Origin of the sequence: Cellulomonas sp. HZM, from assembly GCF_000708885.1 — a bacterium.
Taxonomy (GTDB): Bacteria; Actinomycetota; Actinomycetes; order Actinomycetales; family Cellulomonadaceae; genus Cellulomonas.
Map to the genome: position 1 here is coordinate 50,069 of NZ_JEOE01000013.1, position 15,520 is coordinate 65,588.

At 73.5% G+C, this 15,520-nt stretch carries 14 protein-coding genes; 11 read left to right on the top strand and 3 right to left on the bottom strand.

The window, feature by feature from the left end:
- Positions 1 to 150: 150 nt before the first annotated feature.
- The 5 genes from AW16_RS0109065 to AW16_RS0109085 all read left to right on the top strand — a co-directional run bounded on the left by AW16_RS0109065 (position 151) and on the right by AW16_RS0109085 (position 5,261).
- Positions 151 to 918, top strand: a complete 768-nt coding sequence (locus tag AW16_RS0109065) for a LamB/YcsF family protein (RefSeq protein WP_029289782.1) — start codon at positions 151 to 153, stop codon at positions 916 to 918.
- A 1-nt stretch (position 919) separates the two neighbouring features.
- Complete coding sequence (locus tag AW16_RS0109070; protein ID WP_231495996.1) at positions 920 to 1,654, top strand: allophanate hydrolase subunit 1; 735 nt, start codon at positions 920 to 922, stop codon at positions 1,652 to 1,654.
- On the top strand, positions 1,651 to 2,532 hold the full coding sequence (locus tag AW16_RS0109075) for a biotin-dependent carboxyltransferase family protein (protein ID WP_029289786.1): 882 nt from the start codon (positions 1,651 to 1,653) through the stop codon (positions 2,530 to 2,532). Before AW16_RS0109070 ends, AW16_RS0109075 begins: the two co-directional genes overlap by 4 nt.
- Before the next feature lie 117 nt (positions 2,533 to 2,649).
- On the top strand, positions 2,650 to 4,476 hold the full coding sequence (locus AW16_RS0109080) for a ribonucleoside triphosphate reductase (protein WP_034648582.1): 1,827 nt from the start codon (positions 2,650 to 2,652) through the stop codon (positions 4,474 to 4,476).
- Positions 4,477 to 4,559: 83 nt separating this feature from the next.
- Positions 4,560 to 5,261: an anaerobic ribonucleoside-triphosphate reductase activating protein gene (locus AW16_RS0109085; protein WP_081861561.1), complete on the top strand. Its 702-nt coding sequence runs from the start codon at positions 4,560 to 4,562 to the stop codon at positions 5,259 to 5,261.
- Here AW16_RS0109085 and AW16_RS0109090 read toward each other — a convergent pair.
- The gene (locus tag AW16_RS0109090) at positions 5,248 to 6,054 is read right to left on the bottom strand and encodes a hypothetical protein (protein ID WP_029289791.1); all 807 of its coding nucleotides are present in this window, start codon (positions 6,052 to 6,054) and stop codon (positions 5,248 to 5,250) included. The genes AW16_RS0109085 and AW16_RS0109090 overlap by 14 nt on opposite strands.
- Positions 6,051 to 6,617, bottom strand: a complete 567-nt coding sequence (locus tag AW16_RS0109095; RefSeq protein ID WP_051681810.1) for an RNA polymerase sigma factor — start codon at positions 6,615 to 6,617, stop codon at positions 6,051 to 6,053. The genes AW16_RS0109090 and AW16_RS0109095 overlap by 4 nt, the downstream gene beginning before the upstream one ends.
- 230 nt (positions 6,618 to 6,847) lie before the next feature.
- Between AW16_RS0109095 and AW16_RS0109100 the strand changes: the two genes are divergently transcribed.
- Entirely contained in the window at positions 6,848 to 9,148 is a 2,301-nt protein-coding gene (locus AW16_RS0109100; RefSeq protein ID WP_029289795.1) for a sodium-translocating pyrophosphatase, read from the top strand.
- 133 nt (positions 9,149 to 9,281) lie between these two features.
- Positions 9,282 to 9,950 carry a VOC family protein gene (locus AW16_RS0109105; RefSeq protein WP_051681811.1) on the top strand — a complete coding sequence of 223 codons (669 nt, stop codon included), beginning with the start codon at positions 9,282 to 9,284 and terminating at the stop codon, positions 9,948 to 9,950.
- A gap of 8 nt (positions 9,951 to 9,958) precedes the next feature.
- Here the strand turns inward: AW16_RS0109105 and AW16_RS0109110 are convergent, their stop codons facing one another.
- Positions 9,959 to 10,393, bottom strand: a complete 435-nt coding sequence (locus AW16_RS0109110; protein WP_029289797.1) for a hypothetical protein — start codon at positions 10,391 to 10,393, stop codon at positions 9,959 to 9,961.
- A gap of 86 nt (positions 10,394 to 10,479) precedes the next feature.
- On the opposite strand from AW16_RS0109110, the gene AW16_RS0109115 reads away from it, so the two are divergent.
- The 4 genes from AW16_RS0109115 to AW16_RS0109130 all read left to right on the top strand — a co-directional run bounded on the left by AW16_RS0109115 (position 10,480) and on the right by AW16_RS0109130 (position 15,471).
- Positions 10,480 to 11,997, top strand: coding sequence for a methyltransferase (locus tag AW16_RS0109115; protein WP_029289798.1), 1,518 nt, complete (start codon positions 10,480 to 10,482; stop codon positions 11,995 to 11,997).
- A gap of 249 nt (positions 11,998 to 12,246) precedes the next feature.
- The gene (locus AW16_RS0109120) at positions 12,247 to 13,515 is read left to right on the top strand and encodes an efflux RND transporter periplasmic adaptor subunit (RefSeq protein WP_231495997.1); all 1,269 of its coding nucleotides are present in this window, start codon (positions 12,247 to 12,249) and stop codon (positions 13,513 to 13,515) included.
- Positions 13,508 to 14,242 carry an ABC transporter ATP-binding protein gene (locus AW16_RS0109125; protein ID WP_029289800.1) on the top strand — a complete coding sequence of 245 codons (735 nt, stop codon included), beginning with the start codon at positions 13,508 to 13,510 and terminating at the stop codon, positions 14,240 to 14,242. Before AW16_RS0109120 ends, AW16_RS0109125 begins: the two co-directional genes overlap by 8 nt.
- Entirely contained in the window at positions 14,239 to 15,471 is a 1,233-nt protein-coding gene (locus AW16_RS0109130; RefSeq protein ID WP_029289802.1) for an ABC transporter permease, read from the top strand. The genes AW16_RS0109125 and AW16_RS0109130 overlap by 4 nt, the downstream gene beginning before the upstream one ends.
- Positions 15,472 to 15,520 lie beyond the last annotated feature (49 nt).

Below are 15,520 nucleotides of genomic sequence, written 5' to 3' on the forward strand. Positions count from 1 at the left end.
GCCCATCCTCCCACCGGCCGCCGCGGCCGATCGCCCGCGGCGACGCCGCCGCGACGCCCACGCGGCGCGACCGCGACGCCGACCCGGCGCGACGCGTCGTCCCGGGCGGCGGCGCGTGACGGGCCGCCGCCGCGATGGCACGCTGACCGCATGGCCGCGATCGACCTCAACTGCGACCTGGGCGAGGAGATCGACCCGTGGGCCCCCGGTGAGCCCGGGCTCGACTCCCACCTGCTGACGATCGTGACCAGCGCGAACGTCGCGTGCGGAGCCCACGCGGGTGACGAGCGCATCATGTCCGAGGTCTGCCGTGAGGCCTCGGCGCGCGGCGTGGCCGTGGGTGCGCACGTCTCGTACGTCGACCGCGCGGGCTTCGGGCGGACGTTCGTCGACGTGCCCGCGGACACGCTGCGGGAGCAGGTCGCGGTGCAGATCGCGACGCTGCGGCGCGCGGCCGCGACCGTCGGTGCCGAGGTCCGGTACGTGAAGCCGCACGGCGCGCTGTACAACGCGATCGTGCGGCACGAGGAGCACGCGCTGGCGGTCGTCGAGGCGGTCGAGCCGACCGGCCTGCCCGTCGTCGGCCTGCCGGCTTCGGCGGTGCTGCGGATCGCGCGCGAGCACGGGTTGCGGGCGGTCACCGAGGCGTTCGCCGACCGCGGCTACCGCGCCGACGGCACGCTCGTGCCGCGGTCGCAGTCGGGCGCGCTCGTCACGGACGGCGACGAGGTCGCCGACCGCGTCCTGCGGATCGCGCTCGACGGTCGCGTGCGGGCCGTCGACGGCACCGACGTGGCGATCGATGCCGAGTCCGTGTGCGTCCACTCCGACACCCCCGGCGCCGCCGCGCTCGCCGCAGCCGTGCGCGCGCGGCTCGAGTCGGCCGGCGTGGACGTCCGGCCGTTCGCGGCGGTCTGACGTGCCCGACGACGCCCGGGTGCGCGCGGTCCGGTTCGGGCTCGACGCGGTGCTGGTCGAGGTCGACGCCGCCGACCGCTCCGACGACGACGCGCTGCGCACAGTCCGCACGCTCGACGACGCGGTGCGGCGCGCTCGCGCTCAGGGCGACGAGGCCTTCACGGGAGTCGTCGACCAGGTCCCCGCGGCCCAGAGCCTGCTGCTGCGGTCGGTCGGCCCGATCGACGCCGACGCCGTCGTGCGCCGGGTCCTCGAGCTCGCGCACGTCGGCACCTCGTCGCGTGCCGGGAGCGCCGAGCACACCGGTCCTGGGGCCGAGGACGCGAACCCCGGAGCCGAGCACGCCGCTCCCGAGATCGAGCTCCCGGTCCGTTACGACGGCCCGGACCTCGACGAGGTCGCCCGGCTCACGGGGCTCGACACCGCCGACGTCGTGCGCCGTCACGCGGCGGCGACGTACGTGGTCGCGTTCGGCGGCTTCGTGCCGGGCTTCGCCTACCTCGTCGGCCTCGACGACGCGCTCCGCGTGCCCCGCCGCTCGAGCCCGCGCGAGCGCGTCCCCGCGGGGTCGGTCGCGATCGCCGACAGGTTCAGCGCGGTGTACCCGTCCGCGACCCCGGGCGGCTGGCACCTGCTCGGCACGTGCGCGACGACGCTCTGGGACCCGGGCCGCGAGCCGCCCGCGCTCCTGGCCCCCGGCACCCGCGTGCGGTTCGAACCGGTGGCCGGGCCGTGACCGCGTCGACCGCGCTCGAGGTCGTCGATCCCGGCGTGCTCGCGCTCGTGCAGGACCTCGGCCGACCGGGTTGGGCGCACGTCGGCGTCGGCCGCTCGGGTGCGGCGGACCCCGCCGCGTTGCGACGTGCCAACCGGCTCGTCGGGAACCCCGAGGGCGCCGCGGGGATCGAGGCGCTGCTGGGCGGGCTGACCGTGCGGGCGCTCGGCCCCGTGACGCTCGCGCTGTGCGGGGCGCCGGGCGAGGCGACGGTGGACGGCAGGCCGGTGGGGCGGGACACGGTGCTCGAGGTGCCCGACGGCGCGGTCGTGCACGTCGCGCTGCCGGGGGCCGGCCTGCGCACCTACCTCGCGGTGCGCGGCGGCGTCGACGTGCCCGCGGTGCTCGGCTCCCGGTCGAGCGACGCGCTCGCGGGTGTGGGGCCGGTTCCCCTGAGCGCGGGCGACGTGCTGCCCGTCGGCGCACCGCCGGCGCCGACGTCATCGTGGCCCGTGGTCGACGCGGCGCCGCAGCGTCCGTGGGGCGTCGAGGTCGTGGTGCCGCTCGAGCCCGGCCCGCACGCGCGCTGGTTCGTGGACGGACCCAAGGCGCTGACGCATGCCGACGGCTACCACGTCACACCGGCGACGGACCGCGTCGCGGTGCGCCTCGCGGGCCTGCCGCTGCGGCGAGTGCCGGACCATCAAGGGCGCGAGCTCGCGCCCGCCGGACTGGTCGCCGGGGCGGTCCAGGTGCCCGCGGACGGCATGCCGATCGTGTTCGGCCCGGACCACCCGGTCACGGGCGGCTACCCGGTGGTCGCGGTCGCCGGTCCGGTCGCGCTCGGACGTCTGATGCAGGTGCGGCCGGGCGAGGTCGTGCGCTTCGTCGTCCGCTGACCTGGGCAGCAGGTGCCACCGGGACGAAGGTCCCGCGCGGCGCAGAACTACACGCATGAAACTTCCCACATCTTGTGTCGCGCCCTCGCGTAGCCCACAACATGTAGGAGCCGGAACATGGATCACCCCGTCACCGTCGACGTCGTCCCCACCATCGACGAGTACCTCGACCGCAGCGACTGGCGCGTGAACGCCAACGCCAACCAGGGCTACTCGCTCGGCGGGCTGATCCTCAACACGGCGGGCAAGGTCGTCGCCAACTACTGGCTCAGCGAGGTGTACCCGGCGGAGGTCGGGCGCGCGCACCGCGAGGGCGACGTGCACATCCACGACCTCGACATGCTCAGCGGCTACTGCGCGGGCTGGTCGCTGCGCACGCTGCTGCAGGAGGGCCTGGGCGGCATCCCCGGCAAGGTCGACGCGCGCCCCGCCAAGCACTTCTCCGCGGCCATCGGCCAGATCGTCAACTTCCTCGGCACGATGCAGAACGAATGGGCCGGCGCGCAGGCGTTCAGCAGCTTCGACACGTACATGGCCCCTTACGTCCGCACCGACGCGCTGAGCTACGAGCAGGTGCGCCAGGGCATCCAGGAGCTCGTCTACAACCTCAACGTCCCGAGCCGCTGGGGCACGCAGACCCCGTTCACCAACCTCACGTTCGACTGGACCTGCCCGGCGGACCTCGCCGACCAGGTGCCGTTCGTCGGCGGCGAGCCGTGCGACTTCACCTACGGCGACCTGCAGCCCGAGATGGACGTGATCAACCGCGCGTACATGGAGGTCATGACGGAGGGCGACGCGAGCGGCCGCGTGTTCACGTTCCCCATCCCGACGTACAACATCACGAAGGACTTCGACTGGGACGGCGAGAACGCCGAGCGCCTGTTCGCCATGACGGCCCGCTACGGCCTGCCGTACTTCCAGAACTTCATCAACTCCGAGATGAACCCGGGCGACGTGCGCTCGATGTGCTGCCGCCTGCAGCTGGACCTGCGCGAGCTGCTCAAGCGCGGCAACGGGCTGTTCGGCTCGGCCGAGCAGACCGGCTCGATCGGCGTCGTCACCGTGAACTGCGCGCGGCTCGGCTACCTGTTCAGCGGCGACGAGGAGGGGCTGCTCGCGCGGCTCGACGAGCTCCTCGACCTCGCGCGGACCAGCCTCGAGCTCAAGCGCCAGGTGGTGCAGCGGCTGCTCGACGACGGCCTGTTCCCCTACACGCAGCGGTATCTCGCCACGCTCGACAACCACTTCTCGACGATCGGCGTCAACGGCGTCAACGAGATGGTCCGCAACTTCACGGGCGACGCGGTCGACATCACCGACGAGCACGGCCACGCGATGGCGCTCCGGCTGCTCGACCACGTGCGCGCGCGGATGGTCGAGTTCCAGGAGGAGACCGGCCACCTCTACAACCTGGAGGCCACGCCCGCGGAGGGCACCACGTACCGGTTCGCCAAGGAGGACCGCGCGCGCTGGCCCGAGATCCTGCAGGCCGGCACCGACGACCACCCGTACTACACGAACTCCTCGCAGCTGCCGGTCGGGTTCACCGACGACCCGTTCGAGGCGCTCGAGCGGCAGGACGACCTGCAGACCCGGTACACGGGCGGCACGGTGCTGCACCTGTACATGTCGGAGCGGATGTCCTCGCCCGACGCGTGCCGCACGCTCGTGCGACGTGCCCTGGAGACGTTCCGGCTGCCGTACCTGACCGTGACCCCGACGTTCTCGATCTGCCCGCGGCACGGGTACCTGGCCGGCGAGCACTCGACGTGCGAGCGCTGCGGGTCCGCGTGCGAGGTGTGGACCCGCGTCATGGGTTACCACCGGCCGGTGAGCTCGTTCAACATCGGCAAGCAGGGGGAGCACGCGGAGCGGGTCCCGTTCCGCGAGGACCGGCTCGGCGCTCGCGGGTCTGGGTCTCGCGCGCGGGTGCCGGCGTGAGCCTCGTGACCGATCCAGCGGCACTTGTGACGGGAGAGGCTGGTGAGACCGCGGCGACGGCTCACCAGCCCCACAGGTCACAAGTGCCGCTGATCCCGCCGCGATCGCTCGCGGGGCGAGTCGGGGTCGCGAGCGCCGACGACCTGCAGATCGCCGGCCTCACGCCGCTGTCCACGTGCGACTGGCCGGGCCGGCTCGTTGCGACCGTCTTCCTGCAGGGTTGCCCGTGGCGGTGCACGTACTGCCACAACTCCGCGATCCTCGACCCGCGCACGCCCGGGGTCGTCCCGTGGCGCGACGTCACCGACCTGCTGGCGCGGCGACGCGGTCTGCTCGACGGCGTGGTGCTCTCCGGCGGTGAGCCCACGCGCCAGCTCGCGGTCGTCGAAGCGGCCCGCGAGGTGCGGGCAGCCGGCTTCGGCGTCGGTCTGCACACCGGCGGCGCCTACCCGCGTCGGCTCGCAGAGCTGCTCCCGCTGGTCGACTGGGTGGGGTTCGACGTCAAGGCTCCCGCGAGGCTGTACGACGCCATCACGCGCCGCGGCGGCGCCGGTCCGGCGTTCGAGTCGCTGCGGCTGGTGCTCGACGCGGGCGTGGACGTGCAGGTCCGCACGACGGTGGACCCCACGGTGCTGCACGACGACGACGTCGCCGAGCTCACCGCTGCGCTCCGCGCGCTGGGCGTGCGCGACCACGTGCTCCAGCGCGTGCGCCGCGACGGCACGACGAGCGAGTACCGGGCTGCGCTGGACGCGCTCGGCCCCCGACCGATCAGTGCAGTGTGATCTCCCGGGGGTTCGCCACGACGACCACCGGGTCCTGCGACGTCGCGTCCGACCCGTCGTCGTCCATCGGGGTCACGACCACGTAGGGCCACGCGGTGTACGTGCCGGCCGCAACCGGCCCGTCGCAGCCCGTGAACAGGTTGGGCCCCGACAGCTCGGTGGTCTCGCCCCGCGCGAGGTGGACCGCGCGCAGCGGTCCGTGCCCGGGCACGACGAACGCGGCGACGACGCCGTCGGCGTCGACGAGCGCGATGCTCCCCGCCTGCGACGTCGCCCCCGTGAACGTGGTGGTGCCCGCCGTCCCGAGCGTCTCGGTGAACGTCGGGGGCACCTCGGTGCCCCCGGACTCCGGGAGGTCGGCCGCGAGGGTCAGGCCTCGCGCGTCGGGCAGCGTGTGGATCGTGACCGTGACCTTCTCGTCGCACGCGAACAGGTCGCTCTCGGGGCCGCCCCCGGCGGTGGGTGAGGTGGCCGCGTCGTCGTCGGAGGTCACGTCCGGGTCGGATGTCGGGGAAGACGGGGGCGACGACGGCGCCGGGGTCGGCGTCGTCGAGCTCGTCGCGGGCCCGACGGGTGCCGGCTGCCCGGTCCGCACGTGCGACACCCCGAACGCGATCGCCCCCGCCGCGGCCACCGCCGCGACGCCGGTCCCGGTGCGCCGCGCGGCCCGCCGGTGCCGCACGCGCGCGACGACGCGCGTGGCGAGCCCTGCGTCGAACGGGCCGGGAGCGGCGCGCCCGGCCGCGTCCGCGAGGTCGTCCAGACGATCACCGAGCAGCTCGTCGAGGTTCATCGCACGTCTCCGTCCACCCGTCGGTCCCCGGCGGGCTCGCCGGGTCGTCCTTCCGCCTCGTCGTCCGCCAGCAGCGCGCGCAGCGTCGCGCGACCGTCGGACAGGTACCGCTTGACCGCGCCCGTGCTGAGCGAGAGCTCGTCGGCGATGTCCGCCACCGACAGGTCCTCCGCGTGGTGCAGCACGACGCACGTGCGCTCGCGCGGCGAGAGCCTGGCCAGCGCGTCGGCAAGCAGCACGCGGTTGCCGCCGAGCGCGTCGGGCGGGCCGTCCGGTCCGTCGCCCGGGGTCTGCTCGGGCGACGCGAGCAGGTGCCGCAGCCGGGCCCATGTGCGGCGACGGCGGAACCCGTCGAGGTAGAGCGTGTGCACCGCGCGCCGCACCCACGCCTCGGCGGAGCGCACCTCGCGCGGCGAGCGTGCCCCGGCGAACACCTTGACGAGCGCGTCCTGCACCAGGTCCTCGGCCTCGCGCAGGTCCCCCGTGAGGAGGTAGGCGTGGCCGACGAGCGCCCTGCCACGCTCGCGCACCAGCGCGTCGAGCACGCCTCGCCAGTCGTCCACGTCCGTCCTCCCTTCGGTCCTACCCACCTTGACGCACGAGCGGCCCGGCGGGTTGGGGTCGGCGTCGCGACCAGCGCGGACGGGCGGCTCGACGACCGGCCGACGAGACGTCACCGGTAGGTCACCGGCGGAGCGCCGCCCGTGGCTAGACTGCCCGGGTCCGGCGGCAACGAGGCCGCAGGGACGCCAGGTGCGATCGGGGGGATCGTGCCGTTCTCCGAGGAGGATGCATGGTCGAGCTCGGCTCCACGAGCATCACGATCGTCGCCGTCATCGCCGCCATCGCGCTCGCATCCCTGGTCGTCGCCGCCGTGCTGCGCCGCCAGGTGCTGGCTGCCGGTGAGGGCACGGCGTCGATGCAGGACATCGCGAAGGCCGTCCAGGAAGGTGCGTCGGCGTACCTGAACCGCCAGTTCCGCACCCTGGCCCTGTTCGCGGTGGTGGTCTGCGCGCTGCTGTTCCTCCTGCCGGGGGATGGCGGCGTGAAGGTGGGTCGGTCGATCTTCTTCCTGGTGGGCGCGGCGTTCTCCGCGTCGATCGGGTTCCTCGGCATGTGGCTCGCGACCCGTGCCAACCTACGCGTGGCCGCGGCCGCGTCGCAGCCGGGCGGCCGGGCCGAGGGTGCGCGGATCGCGTTCCGGACCGGCGGCGTGGTCGGCATGAGCGTCGTGGGCCTGGGCCTGCTCGGTGCCGCGGGCGTCGTGCTCATCTACAAGGGCGACGCGCCCGGCGTGCTCGAGGGCTTCGGCTTCGGAGCAGCGCTGCTCGCGATGTTCATGCGCGTCGGCGGCGGCATCTTCACCAAGGCCGCGGACGTGGGCGCGGACCTCGTCGGCAAGGTCGAGCAGGGCATCCCCGAGGACGACCCGCGCAACGCGGCGACCATCGCGGACAACGTCGGCGACAACGTCGGCGACTGCGCGGGCATGGCGGCCGACCTGTTCGAGTCGTACGCCGTGACGCTCGTCGCGGCACTCATCCTCGGCAAGGCCGCGTTCGGCGAGCAGGGACTCGTGTTCCCGCTCATCGTGACGACGGTCGGCGCGCTCGTCGCGGCGCTCGGCGTGGCGATCACCCGGGTGCGCGGCGACGAGAGCGGCCTGACCGCGATCAACCGCGGCTTCTACGTCTCCGCGCTCGCGGGCGTGGTGCTCGCGGCGATCGCCGCGTTCGTGTACCTGCCCGACTCGTTCGCGAAGCTCACGGGCGGCACGGCCGGCCTCGAGACCCACGGCGGCGACCCGCGCCTGATCGCATCGGCCGCGGTGCTCGTCGGCGTCGTGCTGGCGGGCGTCATCCTGTGGGTCACGGGGTACTTCACGGGGACGACGAGCAAGCCGACGCTGCACGTCGCGGCGACCACCCGCACGGGCGCGGCGACCGTGGTGCTCTCGGGCATCGGGGTGGGCTTCGAGTCCGCCGTGTACACCGCGGGCATCATCGCCGCGGCGATCTGCGGCGTGTTCCTCATCGCGGGCGGCAACATCGCGCTCGCGCTGTTCCTCATCTCGCTCGCGGGCTGCGGCCTGCTCACGACGGTCGGCGTGATCGTCGCGATGGACACGTTCGGTCCCGTGAGCGACAACGCGCAGGGCATCGCGGAGATGTCGGGCGACGTGACCGAGGAGGGCGCGCAGATCCTCACGGACCTCGACGCTGTCGGGAACACGACGAAGGCCGTGACGAAGGGCATCGCGATCGCGACGGCCGTGCTCGCGGCGACCGCGCTGTTCGGGTCGTACGCCGACGCGGTCGGCAACAAGCTGGCCGAGGTCGGTGGCAAGTCCACGGGCGACCTCACCGCCGCGCTCATGGACTACCAGATCATCAGCCCGATCACGCTCGTGGGCGTGATCCTGGGCGGTGCGACCGTCTTCCTGTTCTCGGGCCTCGCGATCGACGCCGTGACCCGTGCGGCCGGTGCGATCGTGTTCGAGGTGCGCCGCCAGTTCCGCGACCACCCGGGCATCATGACGTTCGACGAGCGCCCCGAGTACGGCAAGGTCGTCGACATCTGCACGAAGGACTCGCTGCGCGAGCTCGCGACGCCGGGTCTGCTCGCGGCGTTCGCGCCGATCGCCGTGGGCTTCGGGCTCGGCATCGGACCGCTCGCCGGCTTCCTCGCCGGGGCGATCGGCACCGGCGTGCTCATGGCCGTGTTCCTCGCGAACTCGGGCGGCGCGTGGGACAACGCGAAGAAGATCGTCGAGGACGGCCACTACGGCGGCAAGGGCTCGGACGCGCACGCGGCCGCGGTCATCGGCGACACCGTGGGCGACCCGTTCAAGGACACGGCCGGCCCCGCGATCAACCCGCTCATCAAGGTGATGAACCTGGTGTCGGTGCTCATCGCGCCGGCGGTCGTCGTGGTCTCGGTCGGTCCGGACGCGAACGCCGGTGTGCGCATCGGCATCGCGGTCGTCGCGGCGGCCGTCGCCTTCGGCGCGGTCATCATGTCCCGGCTGCGCGCGGCGCGCGTGGACCGCGAGGCGGAGAAGGAGCAGGTGCCCGCGCAGGGTGCGATGGTCTGACCTGCGGCTCGCACGACGAAGGCTCCCGCGGACTCGCGTCCCGGGAGCCTTCGTCGTCCCCGCCTCCGGTCGCACCGGCGTGCCCGCGCGCGTGTCGGTGGTCGGGTGCAGGCTGGCCGCGAGGAGGTCGGACATGGGCGAGCGACTGGACGTGAAGCAGTTCTCCGGGGCGGTCGAGGGCGACGACTGGCGGGTGGTGTACGGGGGCGCGACTGCGTTCTTCGAGACCGGCTCGTTCGCGCGCGGGCTCGCGCTGGTCCAGGAGATCGGGGCTCTCGCCGAGCAGGCGAACCATCATCCGGACGTGGACCTGCGCTACCCGTGCGTGGTGGTGCGGACCACGTCGCACGACGTCGGCGGCCTGACCGAACGCGACGTCGCGCTCGCGTCCGGCATCTCCGCCGCGGCCGCTCGCCTGGGGATCGAGGCGCGCCCACGCCGCGTGCAGGCGCTCCAGCTCGCGGTGGACGTCATGGACGTCGCGGCGGTGCTGCCGTTCTGGACGGCGGTGCTGGGGTACGACGAGCGCGACGAGGTGCTGCGCGACCCCGCGGCCATCGGGCCGCGCGTGTGGTTCCAGCAGATGGACGAGCCGCGCGAGCAGCGCAACCGCATCCACCTCGACCTGGCGATCGGCCGGGAGGAGGCGCTCGCCCGGGTCGAGGCGGCCGTCGCGGCGGGCGGGCACGTGGTGACCGACCGGTACGCGCCGCACTGGTGGACGCTCGCGGACCCGGAGGGGAACGAGGTGGACGTCGCCCCGTGGGTGACGGACACGGTGTGGGAGGACGACGACGAGTGACGGGTGGGTCAGCCGACGCCCTCGTCGACGATGTGCCAGTCACCACCCGCGGAGCGCTCGAGGGTGAAGCCCCACGACTGCCGGTCGTTGAACGACCCGTCGTTGTTCTTGATGGTCGCGTCGAAGCCGACGTAGGCCTGGTCGCCGTTCACGTTCGAGCCGAGCCTGGTCACGTCGACGAACGTCACGGGCCGGCTGAACCGGCCGAGGTGCGACCCGTCGATCGCGTTCGCGGTGTCGAAGTCACGCGCCTCGAGCGCCGCGAGGTACACGGTGACGACCTGTTCGGGAGTCGCGTGCTCCGGCGGTGCGGCGACCTGGTGCCGCGGGCCCGACCACACCCACGCAGCGACGAGCAGCAGGAGCAGCGCGACGCTTGCCGCTGCGGCGGCACGACGTCGACGCCTGGTCGGCGGACGGTCCAGCACGGCGGCTTCGCTCACACCGTCGATGGTGCCCGACGACGACAGGCGGGCACCAGGGTCGTGGTGCCGGTCGGTCGGGCGGCCCGCCCGGGGACAATGGGCGCATGAGCGCGCCCGTGGCCGATCCGTCCCTCGTCGACAAGCTCTCCACCGATCTGCGTGCCGCCGGGTACGGCGTCGCCGGTGTCGAGGAGCTGCTCGGGCCGATGGCCGCCGACGCGCTGCACCGCGAGGAGCCCGTGCCGGCGCTGCGAGCCGTCGCCGACAGCACCGAGCCCCTCGCCACGCTCGTCGCCGCGTTCCTGCTCGGGCGCTCGGTCCCGGCGGAACGGGTCGCCCGGGCGTTGCCCACGCTCGGCGTCGACGGGGCGACCTGGCTCGGCCTCGTCGAGCGCGACGGGGACGACGTCCGCGCGCTCGTCGACCTGCGCCCCTACACCGCGGCCGACGGCACCGGCGAGGTCGACTGGTGGATCGCGTCCGACCTCGGCGAGCTCGCGACCGGGCACGCGCTGCGCACGGACCACGTGCTCGGCGTCGGCGGAGCGTCGACCACGCTCGCGCAGGTCACCGTCCGCACGCCCGTGGACCGCGTGCTCGACCTCGGCACGGGCTGCGGCATCCAGGCGCTGCACGCGTCGCGCCACGCGACCAGCGTCACGGCGAGCGACATCTCCCGCCGCGCGCTCGGGTTCGCCGCGTTCAACGCCGCGCTCGCGGGCGTCGATCTCGACCTGCGTGAGGGCTCGATGCTGGACCCGGTGCGGGCCGAGTCCTTTGACCTCGTCGTGAGCAACCCGCCGTTCGTCATCACGCCGCGCGGCGCCGACGTGCCGGAGTACGAGTACCGCGACGGCGGCCGCGCGGGCGACGACATCGTCTCCGACCTGGTCCGCGACGTGGGTGCCGTGCTCGCGCCCGGGGGCGTCGCGCAGCTGCTCGGCAACTGGGAGGTGCGACGCGGCGCGCAGTGGTCCGACCGCGTCGAGCAGTGGGTCGAGGACTCCGGGCTCGACGCGTGGGTGGTGCAGCGCGAGCTGCAGGACCCCGCGCAGTACGCCGAGACGTGGATCCGCGACGGCGGCACGACGCCCGAGCGTGACCCGCAGGCGTGGGCACGCCGCTACGAGGCATGGCTGGACGACTTCGCGAGCCGCGACGTCGAGGCGATCGGCTTCGGCATCGTGACGCTGCGCCGGCCGACGAGCGGCACGCCCACGCTGCGCCGCCTCGAGGAGGTCACCGGTTCCGTGCAGCAGCCCCTCGGGCCCTCGATCGCCGCCTCGCTCGCCGCGAGCACGTGGCTCGAGCGGCACGCGGACCTCTCGTCGGCCCGGCTGGTCGTCGCGCCCGACGTCACCGAGGAGCGGTACCTGACCCCCGGCGAGGTGGACCCGCAGGTCGTGATCATCCGGCAGGGCGGTGGCTTCGGCCGCGCCGTGCAGGCGGGGACGGCGCTCGCGGGCTTCGTCGGCGCGTGCGACGGGGACCTGTCCGTGGGGCAGCTGGTCGGGGCGCTGGGCGCTCTGCTCGGGGTGCCGGCCGACGACGTCGCGGCGGACGTGCTGCCGAGCGTGCGCGGGCTGGTGCGCGACGGTCTGCTCGTCCCGGTCGAGGACTGAGCGGGCACTGAGCGGGCACTGAGCCAGCACTGAGCGGGCACCGAGCGGGCATTGAGCCGGCACCGGGCAAGGCCCGGACGGGCGCGAACCCGCAGGTCGCAGCCTCACAGGTCAGCCACAGGTTGCTGACACCCTCGCACCAGGACCCCTTCCTACGGTCGTCGACAGCACATCGACACCACCGTGAGGGAGAGCATGCGCGCGCGCTGGAGGGGGACCCGCCTGTGGGTCCGAGGAGTAGCTGTCGTCGTGGCGGTGGCGCTGGTCGCCACCGGGGCCTGGTGGATCTGGTGGCGGGACCCGTCGTCCGCACAGGCCCAGCAGCCGACGACGCGCTCGGTCCAGGCGAGCCTGACGACGATGGAGAAGTCCGTCTCGGCGACGGGCACGATCGAGCCGGTCGTCAGCGAGGACGTGAGCTTCGCGGTCTCGGGCACGGTCCTCTCGGTCGACGTCGCCGCGGGTGACACCGTCAAGAAGGGGCAGAGGCTCGCGACCGTGAGCACGCTGCAGCTCGACGCGGACCTGCTCGACGCGAAGTCGACGCTCGCGCAGGCCAAGGCGCGGCTCGCCGACCTCGAGGACTCGAGCGACGGCTCCGACTCGTCCGACGCGCAGATCGCCGCGGCCGACGCGCAGGTCGACGTCGCGCAGGCGTCGGTCGACTCGGCGAAGGACGCGGTCGACGACGCGACGCTCGTCGCACCGGTCGCAGGCACGGTCACGACGGTCGGCATCGAGGTCGGCGACGTCGTGAGCGGCTCGGGCAGCAGCGGGTCGGGCAGCGGGTCGGGCAGCGGCTCCGGCAGCGGCGCCGGTGGCGGGACCGGCGGCGGCGCGAGCAGCTCCGCGTCGAGCTCGTCGTCCTCGTCGTCGGGCCAGTTCACGATCGTCGGGACCAAGAAGTGGGAGGTCTCCACCACGGTCGGCGAGTCCGACGTGGCGAACATCAAGGTCGGCAACCAGGTCGAGATGACGTCCGACGACCTCACCGACACGCTGTACGGCACGGTGAGCGAGGTCGGTCTCGTCTCGTCGACCACGTCCGGGGTCGCCGGCTACCCGGTGGTCGTCGCGGTCACGGGCGACACCGCGAAGCTGCACGACGGTGTGAGCGTGGACGCGACGATCATCTACCAGCGCCGCACGGACGTGCTGACGGTCCCGGCCCTGGCGGTCACCACCGAGGACGGCACCAGCACGGTGACGGTGCAGACCACGGACGGCACGACGAAGAAGGTCACCGTCACCACCGGCGAGACGTCGGGGAACGTCGTCGAGATCACCAAGGGTCTGTCCGAGGGCGACTCCGTGGTCCTGACCGTGTTCCAGGCAGGGACGGGCAACCGCTCGGGCAACGGCAACGGCAGCGGCAACCGGGACGAGGGTGGCTTCCCGGGCGGCTTCCCCGAGGGCGGCTTCCCGGGCGGCGCCGGGAGCTTCCAGGGGGGCCAGGGCGGCCAGGGCGGCTACGGCGGCAACGGTGCACGCTTCCAGGGCGGTGGTCGCAATGGCTGACCTGTTCCCCGCACCGATCACCGTACTGGACGCACCGGACGCCCCGGTCATCGAGCTCGTCGGCGCGCGCAAGACGTACCGCACCGGCGCGATCGAGTTCGAGGCCCTGCGCGGCGTCGACCTGCGGATCGAGCAGGGCGAGTACGTCGCGATCATGGGCCCCTCGGGGTCCGGCAAGTCGACGCTCATGAACATCCTGGGCTGCCTCGACATCCTCACGCAGGGCGAGTACCGCCTCGCAGGGGAGGACATCGAGGAGCTCGACGAGGTGGATCTCGCGCAGGTCCGCAACGAGCGCATCGGCTTCGTCTTCCAGCAGTTCCACCTGCTGCCGTCGCTGTCCGCGCTGCGCAACGTCGAGCTGCCCCTCATGTACCGCCGCGTCGAGCCGGCCGAGCGTCGGCGCCGCGCGACCGAGGCGCTCGAGCGCGTCGGCCTCGGCGACCGGCTGAGCAACCGCCCGGGCGAGCTGTCCGGCGGTCAGCAGCAGCGCGTCGCGGTGGCCCGCGCGCTCGTCGGCGAGCCCGACCTGCTGCTGGCCGACGAGCCCACCGGCAACCTCGACTCGTCCTCGAGCGAGGACGTGCTGCGGCTGTTCGACGAGCTGCACGCCCAGGGCGCGACGATCGTGCTCATCACGCACGAGCTCGAGGTGGCCCAGGCGGCGCACCGCATCGTGTTCGTGCGCGACGGGCTCGTCCAGAGCGACGAGGTGATCGGCCGGTGACCTGGCTCGAGACCCTGCGGACGGGTCTGTCCGCCGTCCGGTCGCACGGCCTGCGCTCGGCGCTCACCGTGCTCGGCATCCTCATCGGCATCGCCGCGGTGATCCTCACGGTCGGCCTCGGCCTCGGCACGCAGAGGGACGTGAGCGCGCAGATCAGCTCGCTCGGCTCCAACCTGCTCATCGTGACCCCCGGCAGCAGCACCGGCTCGGACGGCGTGCGCGGCGGCTTCGGCTCCGCGGCGACGCTCACCGCGGCGGACGCGGAGGCGCTCGCGTCGACGACCAACACGCCCGACGTCAGCGGCGTCGCGCCCGAGAAGTCGACGTCCCTGTCCCTCGAGGCGAACGACACCAACTGGACGACGTCGGTCACGGGCACCACGCCCGACTGGCTCGACGTGCGCTCGCGCGAGCTCGAGCTCGGCACGTTCCTCACGGCGGCCGACGACACCGAGCGCGCGAACGTCGTCGTGCTCGGGTCCGAGACCGCGACCGAGCTGTTCGGCACGACGCGCGTCGTCGGCCAGAGCGTCACGATCAGCGACAAGGACTACCGCGTCGTCGGCGTGCTGGCCCCGGCCGGCGCGAGCGGCTCGGAGGATCTCGACGACATCGCGCTCGTCCCGCTGTCGACCGCGTCCGAGCAGCTCGTCGGCGGCTTCCAGCGCAGCTCGCTGTCCACGATCTACGTGCAGGCCAAGGACGCCGACTCGCTGTCGGCCGCGAACCAGGAGGTCACCAGCCTCCTGCTCAACCTGCACGGCATCACGGACTCGACCTCGGCCGACTTCACGGTCAGCTCGCAGGACGCGCTCGTCAGCACCGCCACCTCGGTGTACCGGACCCTGACCGTGCTCCTCACCGGCATCGCGGCGCTCTCGCTGCTCGTCGGCGGGATCGGGGTCATGAACATCATGCTCGTCTCGGTCACCGAACGGACCCGCGAGATCGGCCTGCGCAAGGCGCTCGGTGCGCCTCCGTGGGCGATCCGCCGGCAGTTCCTCGTCGAGGCGTCCGTGCTCGGCCTCGCGGGCGGAATGCTCGGCGCCGCGCTCGGCATCCTCGCCGCGAAGCTGCTGCCGAGCGCGCTCGGCACGTCGATCGTCGTGTCCGGCGCAGCCGTGGGCGGCTCGGTGGTCGTCGCGATCGCGATCGGCCTGGTCTTCGGGGTCTACCCCGCCACGCGAGCCGCCCGGCTCGCCCCCATCGACGCGCTGCGGTCCGAGTGATGTCCGCGATGTCACCCCGCACGCGCACCCCCCACCAGCGCTCCCCCCA